Origin of the sequence: Planococcus glaciei (assembly GCF_900099655.1) — a bacterium.
Classification (GTDB): Bacteria; Bacillota; Bacilli; order Bacillales_A; family Planococcaceae; genus Planococcus; species Planococcus glaciei.
This window is the reverse complement of sequence record NZ_FNDC01000009.1, coordinates 41,513-57,702: the sequence shown is the minus strand read 5'-3', so window position 1 is coordinate 57,702 and position 16,190 is coordinate 41,513. Positions and strand designations below refer to the sequence as shown.

General features: G+C 48.0%; 7 protein-coding genes. 6 read left to right on the top strand and 1 reads right to left on the bottom strand.

Annotated elements, in window-relative coordinates; translation table 11 throughout:
• Positions 1–157 precede the first annotated feature (157 nt).
• From BLQ32_RS20040 to BLQ32_RS11760, 4 genes are all read left to right on the top strand, one after another.
• Positions 158–1,702, top strand: a complete 1,545-nt coding sequence (locus BLQ32_RS20040; RefSeq protein WP_244890354.1) for an endonuclease — start codon at positions 158–160, stop codon at positions 1,700–1,702.
• 230 nt (positions 1,703–1,932) lie between these two features.
• A complete protein-coding gene (locus tag BLQ32_RS11770; protein ID WP_074510479.1) occupies positions 1,933–5,430 on the top strand; it encodes a DUF6359 domain-containing protein in 3,498 nt (1,165 codons plus the stop codon).
• A gap of 309 nt (positions 5,431–5,739) precedes the next feature.
• Complete coding sequence (locus tag BLQ32_RS11765; protein ID WP_074510478.1) at positions 5,740–10,002, top strand: S8 family serine peptidase; 4,263 nt, start codon at positions 5,740–5,742, stop codon at positions 10,000–10,002.
• Positions 10,003–10,220: 218 nt separating this feature from the next.
• On the top strand, positions 10,221–11,552 hold the full coding sequence (locus BLQ32_RS11760; protein ID WP_074510477.1) for a trypsin-like peptidase domain-containing protein: 1,332 nt from the start codon (positions 10,221–10,223) through the stop codon (positions 11,550–11,552).
• Positions 11,553–11,866: 314 nt separating this feature from the next.
• Here BLQ32_RS11760 and BLQ32_RS11755 read toward each other — a convergent pair whose 3' ends face one another.
• On the bottom strand, positions 11,867–12,634 hold the full coding sequence (locus tag BLQ32_RS11755) for a C40 family peptidase (protein WP_074510476.1): 768 nt from the start codon (positions 12,632–12,634) through the stop codon (positions 11,867–11,869).
• A 624-nt stretch (positions 12,635–13,258) separates the two neighbouring features.
• On the opposite strand from BLQ32_RS11755, the gene BLQ32_RS11750 reads away from it, so the two are divergent.
• Together BLQ32_RS11750 and BLQ32_RS11740 are read left to right on the top strand one after the other, a co-directional pair.
• Positions 13,259–14,236, top strand: coding sequence for a patatin-like phospholipase family protein (locus BLQ32_RS11750; RefSeq protein ID WP_074510475.1), 978 nt, complete (start codon positions 13,259–13,261; stop codon positions 14,234–14,236).
• Between the two features lie 839 nt (positions 14,237–15,075).
• Entirely contained in the window at positions 15,076–16,095 is a 1,020-nt protein-coding gene (locus tag BLQ32_RS11740; RefSeq protein WP_074510473.1) for an acyltransferase, read from the top strand.
• Positions 16,096–16,190 lie beyond the last annotated feature (95 nt).

Here is a 16,190-nt window from a genome sequence, read left to right as displayed (position 1 = left end):
GGATGGCCCTTCGTTCTATAAAGTTTGAATAGTCAGTAGATAATAATTGTAAATTATTATATTTTAAAGTAAATAATTTACAATTATTATTTAACAAGTTTAATCCAGTATCTGTTCGACTGCACCAAGCAATTAGAAACGGGGAGGAACAAAGTAAATGGCGAAGAAAAAATGGAGCAAGCCCATGAAAGTCCTGTTATCCATCGGAATGGCGGCAGGCCTCTGGATGCCGACTGGTGCAACAACTGCCGAAGCGGCAACCACCGCAAGCGATCTCTTTATTTCCGAATACATCGAAGGCAGCAGCATGAACAAAGCAATCGAGCTTTATAACGGTACAGGGGCTGCGGTGAATTTAAGTTCCTATTCGCTGTCTTTGTATTCAAATGGCAGCACCTCTCCCCAAAGTAAAGTGAATCTGGCTGGTACCCTCGCAAACGGCGAAACCTTTGTCGTCTACAACGGCAGCGCCGGAACAGCCATCAAAGCCCAAGGCGATTTGCGGAGCGACAGCGTCATCAATTTCAACGGAGATGATGCCTTGGTGTTGGAGAAATCGGGCACCGCCATCGATTCTGTTGGCCAGACAGGGAAGCTTGTCAACAATCTGGCGGACCTTACCTTGGTGCGGAATGCAGCTGTGGCTTCAGGCGACCGCATCATTAACGATGCGTTCACTCCCTCGACCCAGTGGACAACTTATCCGACGGATACGTTCAGCAAACTCGGAGCGCATGTGATGAATGGCAGCGTGACCGCGCCGAACGGAGCGCCGGTTGCGATAAAGGCATTTGCCAATGAACAAGTGCAGGCGGGCGCAACACTTCAATACGATCTGCGCAATTATTTCTCAGATCCGGAAGGGCAGACACTCTCCTTTACTGCAACGAAAGGGACGATTTCCGGTTCTACGCTGACATTGAAACTTGCTGAAGGCACGCATATTGTCGGTGTGACGGCAAGCGACGGCAGCCAAAGCATCACCCGATCCTTCTCCGTCACAGTCACGGCGGCTGCTCCAAGTACGGATGGCTATTACGCAACAGCGGCAGGACTTCAAGGTGCGGCATTAAAAGCAGAGCTCCACGAAATCATCGACGACCACAAACAGCTCAGCTATTCAGCTGTATGGGATGCACTCAAGGTGACCGATGAAGACCCGAACAATCCGAATAACGTCATTTTGCTTTACACCGGCGAATCCCGTTCGAAATCGTTGAACGGCGGAGATATCGGCGACTGGAACCGTGAACACACATGGGCGAAATCGCACGGCGATTTCGGAACAAGCAACGGGGCAGGAACCGATATCCATCATGTGCGTCCGAGCGATGTGCAGATCAACGGACTGCGCGGCAATTTGGACTTTGACTACGGCGGCAGCACAGTGAGCGGCTGCACCGGCTGCTTGCGCACATCCACTTCCTGGGAGCCGCCGAACAACGTAAAAGGCGATGTGGCCCGCATGCTGTTTTACATGGCTGTCCGCTACGAGCCGGGTGATCCTGTAGATTTGGAATTGAACAATGTATTGAACAACGGAACTGCGCCGTACCACGGAAAATTATCCGTTCTGCTTCAATGGCATGCACAAGATCCGGTCAGCACTTGGGAAAAGCAGCGCAACGAAAAAATTGAAGATTTCCAAGGAAACCGCAATCCGTTCGTTGACCATCCGGAATGGGCAGAGTCCATCTGGTAAAAGCGGTGCGATAATGAATTAAGTAGAGAGAGTGTGCATGCTTCGTGCGCACTCTCTTTTTTGAACCTGTATAAAACGTAAAACTAATTTCGTGATATTTTCAATTTTTTAACACATACACATATCAAAAGGGCAATGATTTTGAATTATTACAAATTCTTAATGTAGCGCTTACAATCGAAATGTATAATTAATCCTGCACCTCAAAAAAATCCAAGGAGTGGAGTAATTTGACCAAGAGTGTTTTCAGTAAGATCTTTTTAAGTCTTTTACTGATTTTGTCCGCCGTTTTCCCTTATATGGCGCAAGCTGATGCTGCAGAACCGATTACGGTGGCAGATGCAATTGCTAATAATACCGGAACAGCGACGGTGAAAGGATATATTGTCGGAGCAGCTGTGAGCGGCACGAACTATGATCAAGAAGTTCCTTTTACAATTGCAACAAATGTCGGCTTGGCGGATTCGCCGGATGAAACGAATCCTGCGAAGATTTTGCCAGTTCAGTTGCCATCAGGCGCTGTCCGTGCAGGATTGAATCTTGTGGATAATCCAACAAATTTTAAAGCGCAAATAACGATTACTGGTAAACTTGAAGCATACTTCAGTATGCCAGGACTTAAATCGCCAACTGCATACACCATTATTTCCGCAGGCGAAGAACCACCGGCACCGCCTGAACCGACAGCAGTCGATACGCTGGCTAAAGCACGCACCATGCCGGGTGAACTGATCCAAGTTGAAGGCACCGTAACCACCGGCACTGGATTCTGGGGCGGCAACGCATTCTATATCCAGGACGAGACAGCCGGAATCTACGTCTATACCACAAGCGCTAAAGTAGCGCCTGGCGACAATGTGCGCCTGATTGGTACCGTATCCGCTTATTCGGGTGAGCTTCAATTGCAGCCCACTACTATAGAAGTAATTTCTTCAAACAACGAACTTCCAGCGGTGCAAACCATCACACCAGCCGGAGTTAATGAAGAAACACAAGGCGAATTGATTGAACTGAAAAATGTTGCAATCACAGGCCTTGCCGCAGTCAACAACTTCGGCACGTTCGAATTTACAGCGAAAGCTGAAAACGGCGAAACCGTCGTCATTCGCAACGACAACCGCAACGGACTGACGTACGAGCGCTTTCTTCAACAATACAAAGAAGGCGATCTGGTCCATGTTTCGGGGATTGCCTCGAAATTCAATGACACCTACCAAGTGAAAACGCTCGGCATCGAAAGTTTTGACCTGGTCAACAAACCGGCGGTCTATGCAGATGTCTTCCCGGGCGTCGTTTCCCAAGGGACGAAAATCACCCTGGCATCTGGCTGGGAAGATGCAGCCATCTACTACACGCTTGACGGTTCAGCACCAACAGCTGCAAGCACAAAATACACAGGTCCGATTACGCTAACTGAAGACGCGGTGATCAAAGCCATCGCAATTGGCGCCGAAACATCGGAAGTCTTCACATTTGAATACACCGTCCTGAAAACAGCGGACCTGAAAATCCGTGATATCCAGGGCAAAAAGCATTTCACCAACTACGAAAATGTGACAGTGAATGAAATCACTGGCGTCATCACGCATTTCTACAACGGCGCAAACTTTGTGATTCAAGATCCGAACGCAGACAGCGACTGGAAAACGTCTGAAGCCATTATCGTCAACCGCTCAAGTGCGAGCAGTTCTTTCAAGGTGGGCGATGTGGTAACGGTTGCCGGTACAGTGGAAGAATGGTTCTATAAAGGCTATTCCGACATGAAAGACAACGACCTCCCGCTTACACGCATCCGCTCGACGGAAGTTGTGAAAACCGGTACGGCCGAACTTCCTGCTCCATTAATGATTGGCAAGGACGTTTTCCCGCCGACGAAGAACATCGACAATGACGGATTGACCCAATTCAATCCGGAAGAAGACGGTGTTGATTTCTGGGAATCGCTTGAATTGATGCGCGTTGGCGTCGCTGATGCTCAAATCGTCGGGCCGCAGGATTACGGCGAAGTGTTTGTCGTATCGAAAAACGCGACAAACAATAAATTCCACAAACTGGGCGGCATCTTGATCGCTGAAGATGATTACAACCCGGAACGCATTACCGTTTCAACAGGTGAAGGTGTCATCGCAAAATCAGGCGACACATTTGCTGAAGCGCCAGTCGGTGTCCTTGGCTACGGCTTCGGAAACTACCAGATCTGGACAAATCCAAACGAACTGCCGGCAATTGTTGACGGCGGCACCAAGCCGGAACAAACTTGGATCCAAAAAGCAGAAGACAAATTGACAGTTGCTTCATACAATGTAGAGAACTTCTCTGCAGACCCGAGCCACACGAGCAATGAAAAAGCGGCGCGTGTAGGTGAATCATTTGTGAAAGACTTAAACTCGCCGGACATTATCACAATGGTCGAAGTGCAAGACAACGATGGCCCGATTGCATCTGGCAACTCTGATGCAACAGCAAGTTATGAGCGGCTTATTGCTTCAATCGAAGCAGCAGGCGGACCGACTTATAAATGGACGGACATTGCGCCAGAGTACAATAAAGACGGAGGAGAGCCAGGCGGGAACATCCGTGTCGGTTTCCTTTATAATCCGGAACGCGTAACACTTTCTGAAGGCACAAAGGGAACAGCGACAGAGGACGTAGAATGGGTAAACGGCGAATTGTCGCTTAACCCAGGACGCGTGCAGCCGATTCCGATGCCGGGTACACGCAAACCCGTAGCAGCGCAATTTGAATTCCAAGGCGAGCAGATTGTCGTAATCGGCTCCCACTTGAACTCAAAAGGCGGAGACCAGGGCTTGTTCGGCAAGAACCAGCCGCCATTCCTGGGCTCAGTGGCAGAACGAATTGAACTGGCTACAGCGATCAACGGCTTTATCCAAGAAGGGCTAGAACAAAACCCTGACTTGAACGTCATTGTTGCGGGCGACATGAATGATTTCGAATTCACACCGGCTCTTGATGCATTAAAAGGCGGCATCTTGACGAATAAAGTCGAAGATGTACCTTTGGACGATCGCTTCTCTTATTACTACCAAGGCAACTCACAAGTGCTTGACCATTTGCTTGTGACCAACAACTTGGCAGCCAAAACAGAATTGGATATGGTCCACATCAATGCGATGTTCATGGAACAGCATGGCCGCGCGTCTGACCACGATCCGCTTTTGGCACAAATCACTTTCGCGGATCCAGTTGTACCAGGTGAGCAGGAAGCGGATCCCGACATGACAGGCGAAACAGCCGTCCTTGAGACAGGCGAATTTGATGCTGACGGCACGCTGGATATCAGTTTCTCTGAAGGCACGGTGGATAAACTCATTGCAAGCGGCAAAGATTTGTTGATCGATCTTCCGGCTGCAGACTTGACGCTTTCGACTGAGAACTTGAAGCAGCTTGCTGATGCGGCAGGCGAAGGATTCAACTTGGAACTTGCAGTGGACGACGCGGCAGCAGTAGACGGCCGCCCGGCACTGGCAGACCAGATTGACTTCACCATTACAGACGCTGAAGGCAAGGAAGTTGAAGTGAAATTCACTTCAAGCGTGATTTTGAGTTTTGACACAACCGACGTTAAAGTACAATTCGGCGCACGCGAAGATGCCAAAGGCAAATGGAAAATCATCCAAGGGAAATTGGATGGCAGCATCTTCACACTAAGCATTAACGAATTCGGCAATTACACGGTCGTGACAAACAAAGGGCAAGCGAAAAAGTAAGATCCAAAGCATCCGCTCCGGCGGATGCTTTTTTATTTTTCCTTAAATTGCCCTCGTACTCCGCCACACCCCAGCAAAGGACAGTGGAATTTTGTGCATACTAGGAACCGGCAGGAATAACCTAAGCAAAACAAAGGACCTATGAGCCAAAAGAACACTGATACATAAAAATATGTAATGTAATTCCAAAAAAAGAGTTAAAAGTATCTGAAAATTATTTGCATTCTCGAAATAATATGGTAAATTTAAGTTGTTACGCAATTGCAACAATTGTTGTAATTGCAAAAAAAGACCTGAGGGGGAAAAAGTTTGAAAAAGTTAAAATCTCTTTCCGTAGTGACAATGACAGCTGTTCTGGCATTGACTTCTGCGGGGTACGGCGCTGGAAATGTATCAGCGGCCAACACAAGCCCGATCAACATGGTGACATTGGATACGCAAAAACCGGCAGCTAATCTACCGGCTAAATTTGTGAATCCGGAAAGCCCGAAGGAAGAAGTTCGTGTAATCATCGAGCTTGAAAAAGCGCCGGCCATTGAAGAAGCAACGAAAAAAGGTGTTTTATATAAGAGCCTCCCTGAAACTCAGCGTGCGTCCCTGGAAAGTGCAGTTGAAAGCAACCAGAAATCTGTGCAGGCAAGCATTGCCCAAGTGGCGCCTAAAATTACTTATCTAGAAAACTTCACGACTGTCTTCAACGGCTTCTCTGCGACCGTGGAAGCCGGACAAGTTGAAAAAATCGCCAACTTGAACGGCGTCAAAGCCGTTTACGAGTCAACCGAATACCAGCGTCCGGAAGTAAAACCGGAGATGAAGTATTCAAAAGAATTGGTGCAAGCACAGCAAGTCTGGAATGATTACGGTTACACGGGTGAAGAAATGGTCATCGGCGTCATCGATACCGGAGTTGATCCAAGCCACAAGGACATGGTATTGACTGATGATTCTACAGGCGCCATCACAAAATCGGAAGTCGATGGGCTTCTTGCGGATAAGTCCCTTGATAACGGGAAATACTTCACAGCAAAAGTGCCATTCGGCTATAACTATATGGACGGCAACGATGAAATCCTGGATCTGGGTCCGGATGCTTCGATGCACGGCATGCACGTTGCCGGTACCGTAGTGGCAAACGGCAATGAAGAAAACGGCGGCATCCAAGGGGTTGCTCCGGAAGCGCAAGTCTTGGCGCTGAAAGTATTCGGAAACGATCCGAAATACCCGTCGACATATGGCGATATCTACATCAAAGCGATCGACGATTCCATCAAGCTTGGCGCTGATGTCATCAACATGTCACTGGGTTCTACTGCCGGATTCGTGGATTCTTCAAACCCAGAACAAGAAGCAGTTTCACGCGCGACAGAAAACGGCATTTTGGTTTCCATTTCTGCAGGGAACTCGAACTTGTTCGGTTCCGGCTATGCGAACCCGTCCGTGGCCAACCAGGATTACGGCTTGACCGGTTCTCCAAGTGTTTCTGAAGATTCATTCGGCGTCGCTTCTTTTGAAAACGACGTGATTACGGCGCTTAGCTTCGGATATTCCATCGACGCTGCTCAACAACGCGGCTTGTACTTGTTGGCAAACGATGCGGATCCACGCGACTTGCCGGCTGCTTCGTATGAAGTAGTGGATGCCGGTTTAGGTACAGTAGCTGATTACGCTGGCAAAGACTTGACTGGGAAAGTGGCGCTTGTTTCCCGCGGAGAAATCAACTTCGTTGAAAAAGGCAAAAACGCCCAAGCAGCAGGCGCAGCAGCGGTTATCGTCTACAACAACACGACAGGTACAATCAGCATGGCGTCAGATCCAGCCATCAAGATTCCTTTCATGTCGGCTCTTCAATCAGACGGCTTGGCAATGAAAGCGGAATTGGCAGCAGGCGACCCGGTAACAGTATCATTTGACGGACAATATTTGGAAACGCAGAACCCGTCAGCTGGAAAAATGAGCGATTTCACGTCTTGGGGGCCAACGCCAAACCTTGATTTCAAACCGGAAATCACAGCTCCAGGCGGCAACATCTTCTCGACATTGAACGACAATGAATACGGCTTGATGAGCGGTACATCCATGGCAGCTCCTCACGTAGCCGGCGGTACGGCACTAGTATTCGAACGTTTGAACGAACTTGGCTTTGACGGCGAAGAGCGCGTCCAAATGGCGAAAAACCTGATCATGAACACAGCGGATCCGGTTGAATTGCAAGCAGGCGAATACGTGTCACCGCGCCGCCAAGGGGCAGGATTGATGCAATTGCATGATGCTCTTTCAACGGACGTCATTGTAACGAACAAAGGAACAGACGAAGCAAAAGTGGCTTTGAAAGAAGTCGACAATAAATTGACGTTCACATTGACTGCTGAAAACTTCTCGAACGAAGCAGTGGAATACAATGTCGACCTGAGTGTCCTGGTTGACGAGCCGGCTCAAACTACGACTGGCGAAGTAGTCAATGCGCCAAACGTGTTGGGTTCAGTTGACATCACGAAAGACGTAACCATTTCGACTCAGGAAACCGTAACAGTTCCTGCAAATGGAACAATTGATATTCCCGTAACAGTTGAAATTCCGGCTGCTTTGGATGCAGAACTTGATGCAATCTATAAAAACGGCTATTTCGTTGACGGTTTCGTTACTTTGGATGACGACAACGAAGATGTGACGAACAACCCGCGCTTGAACGTTCCGTTCTTCGGCTTTAACGGCGGCTGGGACGATGCCAATGTCATCGACAAAGTAGCATGGGACAAAGAATCATTCTACGGCATGACGCTGTTGGCGGATGAAAAAGGCAGCTTTATTGACGGCGGTACGCACGAAAAAGACTTTGTGCCAGAGAAATTCGCATTTTCTCCAAACGGTGACGGATCAAGAGACCAGGTCATCCCGGTTTACTCATTGCTCCGCAATGCGAAGCGTTTTGAAGTGAATGTATTGGATGCAGCAGGCAACAAACTGCGTACGATCCGTACAGGAACTGATTTCACCAAGCATTACTCAGCAACTTCACCAAACTTGCCGTACACGTTCACAGCGCTTAACGCATGGGACGGAAAAGTATTGGGCAAATTGGCAAAAGACGGCGACTACCAGATTCAGCTTCGCGCAGTCATCGACTACGAAGGCGCTGAATGGCAGACAGTCGAGTTCCCGGTCAAAATCGACACAGTGAAACCGGAAGCACAAGCGAAATACAACGCAGCAACAAAATCGGTTGACGTGGCAAGCTTCACGGACAATATCGCGACAGACCGCTGGGAAGTTTACTTGAACGGCGTAGCGATTACTGACAATGCTGCAACTGCAGCAACAGTTGAATCGTTGTCTCCTGCAACAACGAGCTTTGCGGTGAAACCGGAGCTGAAAAAAGGCGATGACCTGAAAGCGGTATTCTACGATACAGCTGGCAATAAAACAGAAGTGGCTCTTTCAGTCGCTACTCCTGAAACAACAGAACCGGTTATCTTCTTTGATTCGCCGGGCGTCCTTTCTTTCCATAAAACAAACGAAGTTGTCGTATCCGGAACAGTAGAAGATGCTTCGAAAATCGTATCTCTCACAGTGAACGGCGAGAAAGCGGCTGAGTTTGACGGCACGAAATTCAAGCACACCGTCAAATTGCCAGACGGTTCACAGCACGTTTCCGTTAAAGCGGTTGACGAGTTCGGCAACGAAATGGAACTTCGCCGCCAGGTACTGGTAGATTCAAAACCGGCAACCATCACAGACGTGAAAGTTCCAACTACAGTGAAGCATGACCAGAAAGAAGTGGAAGTTACGTTCAACGTAAAAGACAACTTCGATCAGATCTACGCTTACTTGTACGACAGCGAAGTATTCAGAAAAGAACTTTCTGAGCCATACGGAGCGAAATCATTCAACCAGGACATTACGTTCAAAGTTCCTGTCACGGAAGAAGGAGCAAATGAATACAAATTTGTGATCAAGGATGCAGCTGGGCACGAGACAGTTAAAACATTCACGATTACAAAAGAAGCAAAAGCAGTCGTAACGTTCTCTGATATCCAAACCCACTGGGCTAAAAAGGAAATCGAAGAATTGGCGTCACGCGGCATCATCCAAGGGAAAACAGCAACATTGTTTGCGCCTGAAAGCAAATTGACGCGTGAACAAATGGCTGTATTGCTCGTGCGTGCACTTGACTTGCCGCTTGAAAACCACAAAGGCACATTTGCCGATGTAACGGCTAAACACTGGGCACACAAAGAAATCGAAGCAGCGGCTAAAGCCGGCTTGATCAATGGCGTTGGCGGATCGAAATTCAATCCGAAAGCGAACATTTCCCGCCAGGATACGGCTGTCATGATGATCCGTACAATTGAATTTGAAAATGCGGATCTTCTAAAAGGCGTAAACGGCACGAACAACTTTAAAGATGCATCAAAAACGGCTGACTATGCGAAGAAAGCTGTCGCTCAAGCTGCAGAACTGGGATTGATCAACGGACGTTCAGGCAATATGTTTGAACCGACTGCAGAAATCAAACGTGCGGAAACGGCAGTTGTCCTTTACCGCGGCCTTGATAAGCTGGACCTATTGAAATAATGCTGCACCCAAAAACCGGGAATCCTTTCCCGGTTTTTTTCTTTTGCCTCAAACCCCTTCGAAGCGGAACTTTTCCGTGCGGCTTGCTATAATAAGAAAGAATTGTGCAGAAGTTGTGCGTGTGCCTGGCACTTGTTCAAATTTCCTGCCATTTCCTGTAACCAATCTCCGTCTTTTTCGTCTTATATAAATACTATCCAAAGAAGTGAGTTGAATTTATGGACAACCGCAGAGTACAACGCAGCTCGGCTGCAAAAACTAAAAAACGTTTGTTGATTTCCGTCCTGTTTCTGATGTTGCTGGGAGCTGTCGCCGTCGGCAGCTATTTCCTTGTTGCACAGCCGGGAAGCACTGCGTCATCAACGGCAGGCAGCCAACAAGAAGCCTTTGTAGGCAAAAGCTATTCCGGGTTCCAGGCAAATCCGGTCGAAAAACCGGTTGAACCGGCGCCGCCGGAAGGCACGGTGGAAGACCACCGGGAAGAAGAACCTGCAGAAGAACCGGCTGAAGAAATCATAGTAGAAGAAGAACCCGTCGTGATCACGCCGGAAGAGCCGGTCGAAGCGCCGGAAAAAGACCTGTCACTGATGATTGCCAACGCCAAGACGCATGTCTATACGCTCTATACGGACCTGGAGCAGGGCTCTGGCTTCTTATTTAACGAACAAGGCGATGTCCTCACCAATGCCCATGTCGTCAAAGACGCGTCCTATGTGACGCTGAAAAACAGTGACGGCCAGGAATTCAACGGCTATGTCATCGGCATTTCGGAAACGGAAGACGTTGCGCTCGTACGCGTGAAGGAACTGGCCGGCAAAACGCCGATGCCAATGGCTTCTAAAGATCCGGAAGTGGGTACGAATGTCGTTGCCATCGGATCTCCGCAAGACCAGGCAAACACCGCAACGGAAGGCGAAGTCACCGCAACCGGCGCCAGCTTTTCCGACGCCTACGAATACACCAATATGATTGAAAGCACCGCCATCCTGAAAAAAGGTTCCAGCGGCGGCCCATTGATTGACACCGAAAACGAACAAGTCCTAGGCATCAACTCGATCATCCTGGAAGACAGCCCGGAAACCGGCTACGCCCTTCCGATTTACAAAGTGCTGGACGAAGTGAACGCCTGGGTGGCCAATCCGATTGAATACGACGATGAAGTCGTGCTGCCGGACGTCAAAGATGCCTATTTTGACAAAGAACTGCTCGGCACGTTCATCCAGTCGTACTACGAGTTAATCCCGTACTCGCTGAACGAGCCGGAATTGACGTACTACCAGTCGTACCTGCTGCCAGGCAGTGAAGGGGAGACAGAAGGCATCAAGCGCGTAGAAGCGCGCACAGACGCCAATAAAGTCTATAACGTCAATAAAGTCGACATCCTCAACGTAGAAATCGGTGATGAAGAGTCCACCGTCGAAGCAACAGCTGAATACATGTACCACGACAAAGCGACCAACCAGACCTACACCGAAAGCGAAACGACAATTTACACCGTCGTCATCGATGAATTCGGCGATTACCAGATCAACAACATGGTCAGCAAATAAAACAAGAAATCCATCTTCGCACAGTGCGAAGATGGATTTTTTGTGTTCTCTATTTATATAGAAGAAAGTTGAAATGTGGTTAGCTGCTTTTCGCCTACGAAAAGCGCAATTTCTTTTGGCAATCGTTGATTAAATCCTTTACAGGAGAAGTTATGCACGTTTAGAAAATTTTATGCGCGTCCAGCAGAAAATATGCGCGCTCACGGAGATATATGCGCGCTTAAGACGTTTCTTTGCACGTTCAGCAAAATCCGGCAATGACAGCTAAACAAAAAGCACTCCAGTCAACAGACTGGAGTGCTTCATTATCTAAATTAGTTTACGCGTTTGTAGCTGTGGAATTTCTTGCCCCAATATGGGTCGTTGACGCTTTTCACTTCAGCTTTAGAACCGCCGGCATGGACGAATTGGCCGTTGCCGATGTAGATCCCAACATGTGAGATTCCAGCTTTATACGTGTTTGCGAAGAAGATCAAGTCTCCAGGTACCGGTGAACTTACTGTTGTTGACTGTGCAAACTGAGTGCCAGTTGTGCGTGAAATCGATTTTCCAGCTTTTTTGAATGCATATTGCGTGAATCCGCTGCAGTCAAATCCGCTAGTTGTCGTGCCGCCGAATCTGTAAGGAATGCCTTTAAGAGACAATGCTGCTGAAACAACACCAGAGTTGGAAGCTGAGTTAGACGCTTTTACCACTTTGGCAGAAGTTGAAGTCAATAATGAGCTAAGGATCCAGCCCGTTTTCTTGCCGGCTTTTACTTTGTACCAAGTTTGAGAACCGACTTTTTTCTGGTGAGTTGCAGTAACTTTTGTGCCTTTTTTAGCAAGTGTTACAACTTTATATTTAGTGCCAGCATCCACGCGGATGTTGGAATTGTATTTTGTTTTGAATGTGCCTTTTTTAGCAGTTGCTTTTGCTGCTGCAACTGGCTCAACTTCCAAAGAAGCTGTTTGTTCTGTATGAGAAGACTCGATCACCGATGTAGTAGTTGTATTTGAGTTAAACGCTGCCTCTGCATCAACAGCTGAGTTAGTAAATATCAATGAACTAGCTGCGAAAAGAGTGAAGACTAATTTTTTCATTGTTTTTCTCCTAACATTTTTTGTTATCCTTCAATAGGATTAAAGTTTGTTGTTCAATCTGTTACTTACTATAAAGGGAGAGCATATTAATAACAACGTCAATTCGATTGCAGTTATATTACAAATGTATAACAAAAATATTTCTGGAGAATAAAACCAGTAACCGCAAGGGTTTGTGCTGCTTTATAAAAAACGAGAAAAGGTTTAAAAATATGAAAAATGGGTTTTATTTTTCGGTTTAATGCATTTTCAAGTCGGATAATGACGATTTATGTCAAAAAAAGGCCCTAAAATTTTTAATAAAACATTAAAATTTATTTTAAGGAAAAAGCAGAAAAGTAATAAAACTTGCAGAAAAACTATACAGATGATTAAATATTGAGAATATTTTATTTACAAATAAAGTAAATAAGAACTTTTTCTATTTTCTAAAATAATTAATAAACATCATAAAAAGATGTCTTTTATTCTGAAAATTCTACATTGGTATAATGTAGGCTTTTTACTGCTACAACTCTAGTCTGTGAAGAGCAAATAGCGCTTTTTGACAAAACGGTCCGGATAAACTACCCTTTAATTATTCAGAATATTCCATTTAAAATTGACCGGAGGAGGAAGGACGCAATGATTAAAATTCTGGCAATCGATGGGGGCGGTGTGCGCAGCATCATACCGGCCATTGTGCTGGTGGAAATCGAAAAGCGTACTGGGAAGCCGATCTGTGAATTGTTCAATTTGATTTCCGGAACTTCAGCAGGCGGCATTTTAGCGCTTGGCCTGGTCGTGCCGGAACAGCATAAGGCGGACAACCTGGTGCCAAGGTATACCGCCAAGCGGCTGGCGGAGCTAATTAAAAAAGACGCCCATATCATTTTTGATAAATCGATTCTGTATCGGATCCCCGGAGGACGCTATGTATATAGAAGATATCCGGATGACGGCATTGAATTTGTGCTGGAGAAATACTTCCGGGATGCCATGATTTCCGATGCGCTGACGGACGTCCTCATACCAGCCTATGAAATCGAAAAGCGCAATCCGGAATTTTTCAAGAGTGCGAAAGTGACGTCCGAGCACCCGACGCAGATTGACGTGTTGATGAAAGACGTAGCGCGGGCGACTTCCGCGGCTCCAACCTACTTTACGCCCGAAAAAATCGAAACCCTGCCGGACATGGCGTTTATCGACGGCGGCGTCTATGCCAATAACCCGGCGATGTGCGCGTATGCCGAAGCGCGGGCTATTTTCCAGGAGGAAACCGATTTTCTCGTCGTGTCGCTCGGCACCGGGGAAGCGAATGCGCCTATTCCATACGAGGAAGCGGTCAATTGGGGGCATATCGGCTGGTCGCGGCGTATGCTGAACATCATGATGGACGGCAACTCCGATTCGGTCGACTACCAGCTCCGGCAAATCGTCATGCCGAGAAACGGCGAAGCGCGCTATTACCGCTTCCAGGCGGAACTCGGCCGGGACACCGAACACATCGACAACTCCGACGCCTTTAATATGGAGAAACTCGAAGCGCTCGGCATCGGCATCATCCGCGACAAAGCGAATCAAGCCAAACTCGACAAACTGTGCGAGCAGCTAATGAGGTAGTATCTATAGAAGGAAAGTGTTTACTGTGAAGCAATGAATGCCTTGTAGAAGGGATTTCTATTGAGGGAGAACTGTCATGGATAAGGTGGGAACTCAGCGGCGATAGTTGATAACTCAGCACGAATGGGTGGGAACCCATCGCCAAAAGGTGGGAACTCACGCCTGATACGTGGGAACTCGCCTTAGACAAAAGATCACTCACTTTTCAACCCCCCTAATTGCCTGCTTTTCGCCCCGGCGAAAAGCGAAAAAGAAGAAAACATCCAAGAGAGGGGTTGCTGCCGGGAGTGGGTGGCAACTCATATCCCATAAGTAGTAACTCAGCACGAATTGGTGGGAACTCATCGCCAAAAGGTGGGAACTCACGCCTGATTGGTGGGAACTCGCCTTAGCCAAAGGATCACTCACTCTTCCACCCCCCTAATTGCCTGCTTTTCGCCCCGGCGAAAAGCGAAAAAGAAAAAACATCCAAGAGAGGGGTTGCTTCCGGGAGTGGGTGGCAACTCAGCGGCGATAGGCGATAACTCACGCTTGATTCGTGGGAACTCGCCTTAGCCAAAGGATCACTCACTCTTCCAACCCCCTAATTGCCTGCTTTTCGCCCCGGCGAAAAGCGACAAAGAAAAAATATCCAAGATGGAGGCTACTTTCAAGAACAGGTGGGAACTCACATTCAATAGGTAGTTATTCAGCCTGTAAAGGTGGGAACTCATCCGCAATAGGTGGCAACCCACGCACCAAAGGTGACAACTCACCCCTCCAGCAAGTTTCAATTCTCCACATGCAGGGGAATGGACATCTAAAGAGCCCACCACAAAAAGAAAGGGGACCAGCGGAGAATGGCGAAGCGTTACGATTACATGGACTGGCTGCGCGTGATTTCGATTTTTGTCGTAGTCGGCATCCATGTCTGTTCGAAAATCATCAATACCAGCTCGCCGGCGGACTGGGAATGGCAGTTTGCCAACGCCATCGACTCGGCTCTCCGCTGGTGCGTACCGGTCTTTTTCATGTTGAGCGGCGCCCTTCTCCTCACCCGGCGCCCCGATGAACCGGTAGGGGAGTTCCTCAAAAGAAGGCTGGCGAAAGCACTCATCCCGCTCCTATTCTGGAGCGCGGTCTACACAGCTTACAATGTCTACGAACTCGGAGAATCCTACACGTGGGAGGAAATGATCAAGCTGTTCCTCAGCGACGACGTCTATTACCACCTGTGGTTCATGTACGTCATCATCGGCCTGTATTTGATGGCGCCGTTTCTGCGGATTCTCGTCCACCACATGACGCAAAAGACTTTCCTGTACTTCCTGGTGTTCTGGTTCATCTTTTCCGGCCTCCTGCCGTTCGCACCGAAATATTTCGATTTTGAACCGGCGATCACCGCCGGCCTGTTCGAACCGTATATCGGCTATTTCATGCTGGGGGCGTATCTGTTTTATTACCCGATTCCGAAAAAACGGCTGCCGCATTTAGCGCTGCTGGCACTCGCGGGCTACTTCATCACCGTGTTTGGCACCTTGAGCCTGACCAACCAGAATGGCGAATTCGACGATTTCTACTACGAACATTACCGGCCGAATACGCTCGCCATTACGCTGTTTGTCTATGTCGGCTTCCGGCACCTCGCCGGGAAAATCGGGCGCAACCGCTGGATCACCCGCATGAGCAACGCGACGCTCGGCATATACGTCATCCATCCGCTGCTCCAGGTCTACCTGAATAAATTCTTCAATATCAATGAAAACACCGGAAGCGTCCTGATCGGCCTGCCGCTTACCTGGCTCATCCTGTTCTTCCTGTCGTTCCTGATCATCCGGCTGCTGCAGAAAATTCCGGTGGTCCGGCAAATCGTCCCCTAAAACCGTTCGCCCCATAAGGCGGACGGTATTTTTCTGCCCATGTAAAATAAAATCCAAATCGACAAGATATTTTACCCTCATAAATGAATAACTAT